The following is a 12,275-nucleotide window of genomic DNA, read 5'->3' as shown; positions in this document are numbered from 1 at the left end:
AAAGAATTTATCATAAAAAGCAATAACTACATAATCTAATCACAGCTTTACAAAAATACAATAAATCCTTAAGAGGCAGAATACCAAAATACAATGAGAAAAATCTTAAAAAATAGATTCACTTTCCCCTATTGTATATCCTACAATACAAATCTTTTCACTAACTCAATAAATTATACAAGATAATTTTTCTAATGAACAAACTTTAATTTATATAGATAATTTATCGTTTTTGATATCAAATGACAGATCTAAATACAATAAAACGCTCTCATTTCAAACCTTCTGAATTAATCAAAACGATTTTCTTGCACGTCACACATATGAAATGAGCCTGTAGATAAAAACTTTTTAAGAAAGGCGTGAAATATCTTTTTTCATGCTCCTCTCAAATGCAAGAGCAATTGAAACACTCAAAGCTGACAAATAGTATGATACTACTGTCTTACACTTTCATAAATACAAAAATGGTAATATCTACCGACCCCAACGAACTACTTTCCTAAAACCAATGATTTTTTGCTGCAATGTTATTGATTTAAGAAAATCAATTATTTTTCATTAATTTTCTATAAACTGTAAGACTATTCAAATGTAAAAGTCATCAATAAATTAGTTTTCTAAATATTTAAGGGGATCAACAGGTAATGAATTCTTACGCATCTCAAAATAGACACGTGGCGTTTTAACATTTCCTGAAACACCAGATTTAGCAATCTCATCACCGCGCCTTATCCTTTGTCCTTTGTTAACAACAAGCTTACTATTACATCCATAAATAGTGATAATATCATTTTCATGTCGAATCATCACAACATTACCAAGCTCTTTTAGTCCATCTCCCGCATAAATAACCACACCATTTTCTGCCGCCTTTACCGAAGACCCTTCAGGCACTGCAATATCTATTCCTCGATTCATTACTGTTCCCTTTTTTTGACCGAACTGGCTTAATAAACGCCCTCGTACTGGCCAACGCATCTTAGAAATTCCTGTGGCTTGCGGAGTCATCATATTATCTGTATTCGTAACAGTACTTGACAAACCAGTCTCATATTTCAATTGCGTCATCTGTTTAGAAAAATTTTTCTCAGAGCTTGATTTGTTCATCTTTGCAGAGGGTGGCGTTATTACAGGAGCTTTATATATAGGAGAGGACTTCTTGTTTTTTATAGAGGACATCACTTGAGATTGGGATGCAGATTCTGTTGTTGACACTGCCCAATCGTTATTATTGTGTGCATTTGAAGCTGCTAATGTACGCCTGCTTGGAACAACAAGGACCTGACCGATATAAATGGAATTGCTGTTTATACCATTTGCTAATTTTAATGCCTCAACACTAATCCCTACTTGTCGTGCAATACTGAGCAGTGTATCTCCACTCTGGACAATATAAGAATTCCGCCGAAAAATAGGAGATTTATCCATTTGTGAACGAGAAAGTGTTCCAAGATTACGTGGAGGGGAGCCCATAACGCGACCATCAGAAGAAGTTATCCTATCTTGATGTGGAAAATTATAGGGAGAATTGTCATCTCCCCACGAATCATCACCTGATTCCACAGGTGGCAATTCAGTGCTTTGTATCATACCACTACCGTATGATAGCATTCGCGGGTCTGTATACATAGTGCTTGATATATTTGATTGAGATGATACCGTACGATGAGAGAACGTATTGGAAAAACGCTGTGTACCAGAACTACAACCAGCAACAATAGTTACCACCGCTAAAAAAGTTATTCTCTGAAAATTATGCTGGAAAATATTATCCAAAGCTTTTAGATACATCGTTTTGCTCACTCATCAATAATCAACTCAATCCATTAAAGCTTTTTTAAATTACCGAAGAGTTAAAATGAGATGTTTTATTCATAAATATCTTTATATAAGATTAAAATGAATTTAACGTAGACAATTTGCAGAAACTTCTTAGCTTTTAAAAATTAAAGTATCTCCGCAATGCCTTTAATAAAAGGTTGGTAACGCACTTGGAACAGTTCTAAACACTCAAATCGACTACCAATTTTTGTATAGCGCGTCACTGTTTGTACCCCTTCGTCAGGTCCTATCGCCTGAATGAGAATTCCATTTTCAGCTAAAAGTTCTAAAAATTCCTTTGGTTCATCAAACCGTGATGGCCAAATAAGAATGCGATCAAATGATCCTAAGCCTGTCACGCTATGACTTCCATCAATCTGCCGTATAACAATATTTTCAATTCCTAAAGTTTGAAATTTTTGGCGTGCTAAATCAACAAGCGTTTTATAACGATCAATCGTTGTCACACGGTCACTCAGACATGCCATAAGAGCAGTACAAAAACCAGATCCTGTACCAATTTCTAAGACACGATGCCTTTTTTTCAACGATAATGCCGAAAGAATTAAGAGTTGTTCTTCCAAACGTTCCATATATTCACCACACTCAAGGGGAATAACTTTATTATCATAAGCACTATTGAACCAAGGAGCAGCAACAAACTGTTGACGGGGAATTTTCTCTAATGCCGAAAAAAATCGCACGTCATCAATGCCTTTGCTACGCATTTTCAGTACAAGAGCGGCTAACTCCTCACGAAATTGTAAAATACCCTTTTGCCCCATAGTATCATTCAATCTCCAATGGAGGTACACTTTTATCACACTGACAAACTGCTTCTTTTAAAATGGCAAAAACTTGCGTCTGTGTATCATCACCTCTTGGCAATAAACGCATATTGTCTCTCCTTTCGTAAAATTAAGCAGTAATACAGCGCATGCCTCCCATATAAGGTTGTAAAACATCTGGAATAATAATTGATCCATCAGCCTGTTGATAATTTTCAAGTACGGCAATAAGACAACGTCCAACAGCCGTACCAGAACCATTAAGGCTATGAACAAAATGCAATTTTTTATCGCCGTCTTTACGATAGCGCGCATTCATACGACGACCTTGAAAATCTCCACAAACTGAACAGCTAGAAATTTCACGATAACATTCTTGACCAGGAAGCCAAACCTCAATGTCATAGGTTTTACGCGCTGCAAACCCCATATCACCCGTAGAAAGAACCACTGTGCGAAAAGGCAAACCAAGCCGTTTTAATATATCTTCTGCACATTCCGTCATACGTTCCAATTCAATTAAAGACTGCTCTTCACTGGTAATCGAGACCATTTCAACTTTCCAAAATTGATGCTGACGCAACATACCGCGCGTATCACGACCGGCTGCTCCCGCCTCTGAACGAAAACAGGGAGATAAAGAAGAAAATCGCAGTGGTAAATCTGATATTTCAAGAATTTCATCGTTGACCAAATTGGTTAATGGCACTTCTGCTGTGGAAATAAGCCATCGACCATCTGTTGTACGAAAAAGGTCTTCAGCAAATTTCGGTAATTGTGCTGCTCCGTAAACAATCTCATCACGAACAAGAAGAGGTGTTGAGACTTCTGTGTAACCATTCTCATTGACATGCACATCAAGCATAAATTGGCCTAATGCTCGTTCTAGCCGTGCTAACGCCCCTGAAAGTACTGTAAAACGTGTTCCAGACAAACGACTAGCTCGTTCAAAATTCATCTGTTTGAGATCTTGACCAAGATCAAAATGTTCCTTTGGTGTAAAATTAAATGTTGGAGGTATACCAAAATGTCGAATGACGACATTATCACTTTCATCTTTACCTTCTGGAACATCATCTAATGGAATATTTGGAAGTGCTGAAAGAATTTTCTCAAGACTCTCCGTCAGCTGTTTTTCTTCCACTGTTGCAGAGGAAAGAAAAGCTTTAATCTCTTCAACTTCAGCTCTAAGACGTTCAGCCATTTGCTGATCCGATACCGCTAAAGCCTGTCCTATTTCCTTTGAAACAGCATTGCGACGTTCCTGCGCCAATTGCACCTTAGCAATATGCGACCGACGTGCAAGATCAAGTTGTATTAACCTTTCAGCTTGTGGCTCAAGACCTCTACTTACGAGTGCTTTATCTAATTTCTCAGGATTGTCACGAATCCACTTAATATCAAGCATAAAAATTCCTCATTTATATTGTTTTTATTCATTCCTTATCGCATAAGATTATACACTTTTCTTAAGCGGATTTTCTTCTCTTTTCTATACTGTAAGCAATTAAAATTGAAATCTCGTAAAGTGCTATCGTTGGTAAAGCCACTGCAAACATCGTAAAAAAATCCGACGGCGTTATGATTGCCGCAATGATAAAAGAGAGTAAAATAGCCCATTTTCGTTTAGACACCAAATCATGAGACGTTAAAAATCCAATTTTTGTTAAAAGACTGATGACAAGAGGTAATTGAAAAATCAAACCAAAAATTAGGATAAATGATGTCATAAAGCCCAAATAATCAGAAATACGCACTATAAACTCTATTTTTAAATGAACATCTGGAAGAAATTGTTGAGAAAGGCTAAACCATAGTATTATTGGCGCTAATAGACCATAAACAAACGCTCCCCCAATACAAAATAAAATAGGCCCCCCAATGACAAATGGTAAAAAAGCCATCCGCTCATTTTTATAAAGCCCTGGTGCAATAAAACTATAAAACTGAAAAGCCGTATAGGGAAAAGATAAAATAATTCCCCCAAAAGCAGAAAGCTTCATCTTCGTTAAAAAAGTTTCCCATACTTGCGTTGATTGCAAACGAATACCCTCAGGGTTACCCCCTGCTATTTTCATTGCCCACTGATATGGCCATAGTAAAAAATTTAAGATATAATCTTTAACAAGAAAACACATCATAAAAGCGATCATAAATGCAACCAAAGCAGAAATAATTCGCTGACGAAGTTCAATTAAATGTTCTAAAAGTGGAGCCATATTAGCATCAACTTCATCTTTTTTTACATTCATGACACATCTTCTTTTTCTTTATCTTTAGGAGAAACAAAAATGTTTTCAGAATGATGAGAAGCTATAGAAACTGTCATATCTTTCTTGATTACCTTTTGATCACATTCCAAAATTTCTTTATCTTTTTTTGATTTATGATGTGTTTCCTTAACATCCCAATTATCGTGGATATCCTCTAATATATTTTGAGTGGGATCAAAAGTTTCTGCCAATTTCTTGCTTGAATCGCTAATATCCAAACATACTTTTTGCAAATCATCGCGCTCGATTTGTTTTATTATATCATCAAACTGATGACGAAGTTCATTTGCTGTTGAATACACATACGCTCTTATCTTTGCTACTGTCTTTAATATTTTAGGTAAATCTTTTGGTCCAACGACAATGATGAAAACAAGTAAGATTACGATAAACTCTGGTCCGTCAATCCCAAACATCTCTTAATTCGACTTTCTCATCAAAAAATATTGCACAATGATGATTGCGTTTTTGTTACTGTTTTTTAGCAACAGATGTTTTGCTTTTTTTAGAAGCAGAAGAAACCTTTCTGCGCGCTGTTGCATGTTTTACCGATAACGGCTGAGATTGTTGAGATTCTACATCAATCATTTGGGAACTAGGAGCCATTTCAACTTTATCCTCAATGCTATCATCTTCTTCCTTCATATTTTTTTTGAAGGCTTTAATTCCTTTAGCAACATCGCCCATTAATTCAGAAATTTTACCGCGACCGAAAAGCACAAAGATAATCAATAAAATTATAATTAAATGCGTTGGTGAAAAAATATTACCCATTATTCTCTCTAACTTTATGCTTTTAAATTTGATTTCATTTATTCATGCTTCCTCTGAAGAATGTATCAAATATAATATCTTACTTATATATTTTCTTCTTAACTTAAAAGCAATTACACGCTTTTATTGCAAAAAGAACTTTTTATCCTCTCATCCTTTTTTAGCGTATTATAACACAAACCATTCAAAAATGATAAACCACTTCATACAAAGTTCAAAACACTTAAAAACTTTTCTAAAATAACTTCATCTGATCTCTTAGGTTACTCATCTTCCTGTAAATACTATAGCCAATGTCTTTCCTTTTAAACAATGTTGTACGTATCATTACAAACATTTCCGCCAAATTATCCTTTACTGATAAAAATCATAACATGCTGTAAAACATTTTACGTATTCAATTAAAAAAATCAGAAAGAAAAATCTCTAAAAAACTTTCTTAACACATCATCGGTCTCTTCAAAAACGATCATCTTACGCACAACATTTATTCTTTGCGTTGGGGTAGGAATTTTATCATCCATTATTCCATATACAATACGAAATATGAGCCATCATCGTATTCAATTAACTATCTGTCGTGTAAATAAAAACTATTAGCGGAAAGAGTAAAAATGTACTTTATGAACCAACTCAAGTGCCAAGAGGTATGGCAATACTGCTAAAAAATAAAAAAGGTACCAGCTTGTGCCTTTATTCAGTAAAATACCTCCATATAACCAGCTCTCTAAGCCACGGCATGCTCTAACTATTACAAGTCTCCGGATTCTGGGCATGCGTTCTCATAATATCATGTGTTTAACCTATCTCAGTATTGAAACCAGAATGGGCATTAATAGAAAATTATATTCAATCAAAAGCATGGCATCGAAGCATAATTCATGTAAAAAGAATTTCTTATCCTCGCCTTTTTTATAAGATTTCCTTATAAAGCCGCTCGATAATACAGTGTTAGAGATAAATAAACCTATTTACTTTAGTTTAAAATTCTCATTTTATTGAAATAGCTTGCAGAGTGCATATCAATTTTCAAAAGTTTTATTTTAGCGTCATACACAATAACCTAGCCATTTAGCGTGTATAATGTAAAGCTTTGGCTCCGCTTAAAGCAATGAGATTCATTCATACTTTTACAAAAATCTATCACTATAACACCAGCACTTTATTGCTCTCTCCATAATTTTACGCTCGCTAAAAAACTGATCAATGTAACAATGTTTTTATCAAGCATTTGAAATTCTTTAATCTTTAAACAAGCAAATTTATGAATGAATTTGAAAGATACCCTTCAATTTTTCAACAAACTTCACTAATATTCTCGTTAATTGAGTGTTTTTTATAGTTTTCCTAAAAGAGTCCGCGATCATAAAAAATTCTCTTACAACATAAATATCTCTATTGAAATGTTTGATCTCTTCTTGTCTATCTTTCATATAAAAAAATTAAAATTTTAACGATTAATCTCATTATATAAAAATAGCTCTGTGAATAAATGCTCCCATAACATTAATATTTTTTCTGTAGTGTATAATTGGGGGGTGAGGGCATTGTTTGATTTCTACAAGAGTATTTTTATGGATATCAATTCTATTATTCTATGCTAATAATCCGGTACAGTTATACATAATGATAGAGTTTACTCCATGAATTATCGGCATATTTATCATGCTGGCAATTTTGCTGATGTTTTTAAACACATTATTGTCACTCGCATTGTAGAATATCTCAAACGCAAAGAAAAAGCTTTTCGCGTTATAGATACGCATGCTGGAATCGGTATTTATGACCTTTCTTCTTTAGAAGCACATAAAACAGGAGAGTGGCGCGAAGGTGTCCAACGACTTTTTTCAACTCCTATCCCAGAAGATTTAAAAACACTCCTTTGTCCATGGTGTGACATCATTGATGCCCTCAATAAAGGGGAAAAAGAAATTGTATTTTATCCTGGATCTCCTGTTCTTATTCGTCAATTATTACGGAAACAAGATCGCCTCACCGCAATAGAATTGCACAATGAAGATTATCATATTTTAGCAAAAAACTTTGCAGGAGATTATCAGACAAAAGTTCTGCATTTAGATGGTTGGCTTTCCTTAAATGCTCATGTACCACCAAAAGAAAAACGTGGGTTTATCCTTGTTGACCCTCCCTTTGAAAAAGCTGGTGAGTTTTCCCGCCTTATTGAGGGATTAACGAAAGCCTATCGTCGCTTTTCTGGAGGGATCTACGCTTTATGGTATCCTGTTAAATATGATAAAGAAATTGAAAGTTTTCTTCACGCGCTTTATCAAACCGGAATTCCTAAGATTCTACAGCTTGAAATGCGTATCCGAAAAAGTTCAAGTCCACCGACAATGAATGGAAGTGGTATGATTATTATTAACCCTCCCTACCTTTTGGAAGAAGAAATGAAAAAACTCAGCCCCTTTCTTATCAACCGTCTTGGACAAGATGAAAATGCCAAAATAACTCATAAGTGGCTTCAAAAAGAACATCTATTATTTTAGATCTTTCTCTGATATTTTTCCTAAATCAAATATCATGTTGTAAGATATAAAGACTTTGAATGATAAAGTTCTTTGAATAATACCAACATATTATAGTAGTAAGCTAATAACGATCAGCGTGAATTATTTTTTTAGAAAGCCTATCCTCTTAATCATTATGGATTTCTTATTTCAATCATTTTAATGGATAAATTAGGCAAATTCATAAAGCTGTTTTAAAATAACAACTCTCATATTTTTTTATGAAAGATCGGCTCTCTAAAATCATACTCTTATGTTATAAGATATTATTTATAGAAAAAAATTATAAAGACATGAATAATCATTATTTAATAAAAAAGAATATTTCATATATTAAACAAACAACATATTCGTAATAAACGGAATGGTCCTGAAAAATAATACAAATTATCCGCAAAATGAACGGGAAAATCTTTCTTTTCTCTCTAATATTACATGGCATAATGCCAATCAAAGCAATGAGAAAAATCAATTCCAGGGTATCAAGTTCATACAAGAGTTTGTTAGACACCTTCCGCATAAGCCTGGGGTTTACCGGATGATTGGTGAAAATGGTGATATTCTTTATGTTGGCAAAGCCCGTAATCTCAAAAAACGTGTTTCAAACTATACACGTGAACAAGGACACAATAATCGTATTACCCGCATGATTCGTGCAACATATCATATGGAATTTATCGTCACCCATACAGAAACAGAAGCACTCCTTTTAGAAGCCAATCTCATCAAAAGATTGCATCCACATTTTAATGTACTCCTGCGTGATGATAAAAGTTTCCCTTATATTATGATTACAGATGATCATCGAGTGCCTGCACTTTACAAACATCGTGGTGCTCGAACACGAAAAGCTCACTATTTTGGTCCTTTTGCTTCTGCTGGTGCAGTGACACAAACAGTTCATGTTTTACAACGCGCCTTTTTATTACGAACCTGTACTGATTCAGTTTTTGAAAACCGTACACGCCCCTGTTTGCTTTATCAAATTAAGCGATGTTCTGCACCTTGTACTCATGAAATTAGTGACAGTGATTATAAAGAACTGGTGAAAGGAGCAAAAGCGTTCCTTTCGGGAAAAGATCAATCTATTAAAAGCGATATGGTTCAAGCTATGCATAAAGCCGCAGAAAATCTTGATTTTGAACAAGCAGCTTCCTATCGTGACCGCTTATCAGCCCTTTCTCACATACAAAGCCATCAAGGTATTAATCCTCAAACGATAAAAGAAGCGGATGTATTTGCAATTGCGCAAAAAGAAGGAATGACTTGTATTCAAGTGTTCTTTTTTCGCATGGGGCAAAATTGGGGAAACCGTGCCTATTTTCCTAAAGCAGATCCCTCTTTTTCCCGCACTGAAATTTTAGCGAGTTTTCTTGCCCAATTTTACGATAATAAACCACTTCCCAAAAGTATCCTTTTATCTGAAGAAATTGAAGAAAAAGCACTTCTTACAGAAGCATTTAGTCTCAAAGCAAACCACAAAGTATCCCTCTCTTTACCCAAACAAGGTGAACGGAAAACTCTTGTTAATCGTGCCTATCTCAATGCTCATGAAGCACTTGAACATAAGCTTTCTGAAACAGCCACCCATACAAAATTGCTTCAAGGTCTTGCTAAAACATTCCAACTACCTTTTCCTCCACGCCGGATAGAAGTCTATGACAATTCTCATATCATGGGAACAAATGCTGTAGGGGCTATGATTGTTGCTGGTCAAATGGGATTTATTAAAAATCAATATCGAAAATTCAACATTCGCTCAACAGATATCACGCCTGGCGATGATTTTGGCATGATGAAAGAAGTGATTAAACGAAGATTTTCACGCCTTATCAAAGAGTATGATCTGCCAAATAGAAGTCATGACATAAAAGATGATGATCTTTTTCCCATTTGGCCTGACCTTATCTTAATCGATGGTGGTGAAGGACAAATCAACAGCGTACATGAAATACTTGCTGAGTTACAATTAAATGATCTCTTCACAGTTGTTGGAATCGCCAAAGGTGTTGACCGTCATGCGGGACGTGAAAGATTTTTTATAAAAGGTATTTCCCCCTTTACACTTCCTCCACGTGATCCTATCCTCTATTTTTTGCAACGTCTGCGTGATGAAGCACACCGTTTTGCGATTGGAACTCATAGGATAAAACGAAAAAAAGCAACATTCAAAAACCCACTTGATGAAATCGAAAATATCGGTCCGACAAGAAAGCGTGCGTTGCTTCATCATTTTGGAAGTGCCAAATCTGTTGCTAGTGCCTCATTTGAAGATTTAAAAAAAGTTACGGGAATCTCTATGACAATTGCACAAAAAATTCATAACCATTTTCATGAAAAATAGGCTTGTTTCATAACCTTCGCCTTGTTACGTTTAGGAAATATATTCTCTTTCACAAGAATTAAAAATGGCTCCATGAAAAATCATACTTTTTCTTTTCCAAATATTTTAACTTATGCACGAATTGTTGCAGTCCCAATGGTTGTTGCATGCTTTTTTTTAGAAGGGCGACTACAATCAAGTGATATCACTCGCTGGATTGCTGTTTCCATTTTTATCGTTGCATCCATTACTGACTTTCTTGACGGTTACCTTGCTCGTATTTGGGAACAAACATCCAATATTGGTCGCATGTTAGATCCAATCGCCGATAAACTTCTCGTCTCTGCTTGTCTGCTCTTGCTTGCCGCAGACAGTACCATCGCTGGGTGGACACTATGGGCAGCTATTATCATTCTTTGCAGAGAAATTCTTGTATCAGGATTACGTGAATATTTGGCTGAGTTAAAAGTTAGTGTTCCTGTCTCTCGTCTTGCAAAATGGAAAACTTTTGTACAGATGATCGCTATTGTATTTCTTTTAGCTGGACCAGCCGGTAATAAAATTTTCCCTTACACAGTAGAGTTTGGCATTACTATGCTGTGGATTTCTGCCCTCCTTACATTGTGGACAGGGTGGGATTATTTTCGTGCAGGTTTAAAACACGTTATCCTATGAATAGTATGGAATTTTATAATGATGATTTATCTTTTTGTACTTAAATAAGAGATGAGAATAGCATAAGATTGATTTATTTTAAATCTATTAATGATAAATCAATAAAACACTTTTTTGCACATTACAAGTAAGGGTAGCGTGTAGATAAAAACTCTTCAGAAAACAGTAAATAGGCTTTATATTTTCGTAAAAGCAGCTGCAATATTAAAAGCTAAAAAAAACGATTAATGCTCCATATGCTTTCAAAAAAATCTATAATCTCATAAGCAAAAAACCGAAATATAGTGTTTCGGATTTTTGCTTCTTATATACGCTTTATTATTATAAACGCTTTATTAACCAACAATTTCTACCTCAGAAAACCAAAAGGCGATTTCTGTTTTTGCCGTTTCAGCACTATCGGATCCATGGACAGAATTTTCGCCAATCGATAAAGCATGAACCTTACGAATTGTGCCTTCTTCTGCATCACTAGGATTCGTAGCCCCCATTACTTCACGGTTTTTAGCTATTGCATTTTCACCTTCCAAAACTTGTACAACGGTTGGACCAGAAGACATGAATTCAACCAATTCACTAAAAAAAGGACGTTCTTTATGAACAGCATAAAATTTTTCAGCCTCACGTCTGCTCATCCAGACACGTTTAGACGCAATAACACGTAGCTCCGCATCCTCAAGCATTTTAGTAATTGCGCCAGTCAAATTACGACGGGTTGCGTCTGGTTTAATCATCGAAAAAGTACGCTCTAAAGCCATTTAACCACCTTTATTTCATTTATAATATTCTCTAGCCATTTCTATAGCGAGCAAGGAGCCCTTTGCCAAGTGACTCTGCAAAAATCTACACAAATTCTCAAAAACATAGAATAAATTATAAAGAAAACTTTAATACAAATACCTGCAATTGCTTATCCCATCATAAAGATGCGCTACCGAATCTCAATAAATATTGAATCTTCTTTCATAATCTTAAATGCTTCCTATCAAAATTATCATTGAAATCAATCAAAAAATAACCATATAATTAGAAACTATAGCGTACACCTAAAATACCCTGAAGGGACTGTTTTGTTTTACGCCCTTTAATA

At 35.0% G+C, this 12,275-nt stretch carries 10 protein-coding genes; 3 read left to right on the top strand and 7 right to left on the bottom strand.

What is annotated here, in order from left to right; translation table 11 throughout:
• Window positions 1-612: 612 nt before the first annotated feature.
• The 6 genes from ACFIL2_RS03000 to tatA form a co-directional block, all read right to left on the bottom strand.
• Window positions 613-1,794, bottom strand: coding sequence for a peptidoglycan DD-metalloendopeptidase family protein (locus ACFIL2_RS03000; RefSeq protein WP_375680422.1), 1,182 nt, complete (start codon window positions 1,792-1,794; stop codon window positions 613-615).
• A 155-nt stretch (window positions 1,795-1,949) separates the two neighbouring features.
• Complete coding sequence (locus ACFIL2_RS02995) at window positions 1,950-2,609, bottom strand: protein-L-isoaspartate(D-aspartate) O-methyltransferase (protein ID WP_273791164.1); 660 nt, start codon at window positions 2,607-2,609, stop codon at window positions 1,950-1,952.
• A gap of 133 nt (window positions 2,610-2,742) precedes the next feature.
• Window positions 2,743-4,020 carry a serine--tRNA ligase gene (serS, locus tag ACFIL2_RS02990; protein WP_375680421.1) on the bottom strand — a complete coding sequence of 426 codons (1,278 nt, stop codon included), beginning with the start codon at window positions 4,018-4,020 and terminating at the stop codon, window positions 2,743-2,745.
• A gap of 61 nt (window positions 4,021-4,081) precedes the next feature.
• Complete coding sequence (tatC, locus tag ACFIL2_RS02985) at window positions 4,082-4,864, bottom strand: twin-arginine translocase subunit TatC (protein WP_375680420.1); 783 nt, start codon at window positions 4,862-4,864, stop codon at window positions 4,082-4,084.
• Window positions 4,861-5,301, bottom strand: coding sequence for a twin-arginine translocase subunit TatB (locus ACFIL2_RS02980; protein ID WP_375680419.1), 441 nt, complete (start codon window positions 5,299-5,301; stop codon window positions 4,861-4,863). The genes tatC and ACFIL2_RS02980 overlap by 4 nt, the downstream gene beginning before the upstream one ends.
• A 55-nt stretch (window positions 5,302-5,356) precedes the next feature.
• A complete protein-coding gene (gene tatA, locus ACFIL2_RS02975; protein ID WP_375633111.1) occupies window positions 5,357-5,659 on the bottom strand; it encodes a twin-arginine translocase TatA/TatE family subunit in 303 nt (100 codons plus the stop codon).
• A 1,643-nt stretch (window positions 5,660-7,302) separates the two neighbouring features.
• Here tatA and ACFIL2_RS02970 point away from each other — a divergent pair.
• The 3 genes from ACFIL2_RS02970 to pgsA all read left to right on the top strand — a co-directional run bounded on the left by ACFIL2_RS02970 (window position 7,303) and on the right by pgsA (window position 11,185).
• Complete coding sequence (locus tag ACFIL2_RS02970) at window positions 7,303-8,166, top strand: 23S rRNA (adenine(2030)-N(6))-methyltransferase RlmJ (protein ID WP_375633113.1); 864 nt, start codon at window positions 7,303-7,305, stop codon at window positions 8,164-8,166.
• A 385-nt stretch (window positions 8,167-8,551) separates the two neighbouring features.
• Window positions 8,552-10,531, top strand: coding sequence for an excinuclease ABC subunit UvrC (gene uvrC / locus ACFIL2_RS02965; protein ID WP_375680418.1), 1,980 nt, complete (start codon window positions 8,552-8,554; stop codon window positions 10,529-10,531).
• 72 nt (window positions 10,532-10,603) lie between these two features.
• Window positions 10,604-11,185, top strand: a complete 582-nt coding sequence (pgsA, locus tag ACFIL2_RS02960; protein ID WP_273723320.1) for a CDP-diacylglycerol--glycerol-3-phosphate 3-phosphatidyltransferase — start codon at window positions 10,604-10,606, stop codon at window positions 11,183-11,185.
• A 335-nt stretch (window positions 11,186-11,520) separates the two neighbouring features.
• Here the strand turns inward: pgsA and ndk are convergent, their stop codons facing one another.
• Window positions 11,521-11,943 (bottom strand): nucleoside-diphosphate kinase, encoded by a 423-nt coding sequence (ndk, locus tag ACFIL2_RS02955; protein WP_375633115.1) that lies wholly within the window; start codon window positions 11,941-11,943, stop codon window positions 11,521-11,523.
• Between the last annotated feature and the right edge of the window lie 332 nt (window positions 11,944-12,275).

It is taken from the genome of Bartonella sp. AP30XZML, assembly GCF_042195945.1.
In the GTDB taxonomy this organism is placed as follows: Bacteria; Pseudomonadota; Alphaproteobacteria; order Rhizobiales; family Rhizobiaceae; genus Bartonella.
The sequence above is the reverse complement of the archived record's forward strand: the minus strand, read 5'-3'. Positions and strand labels throughout refer to the sequence as shown.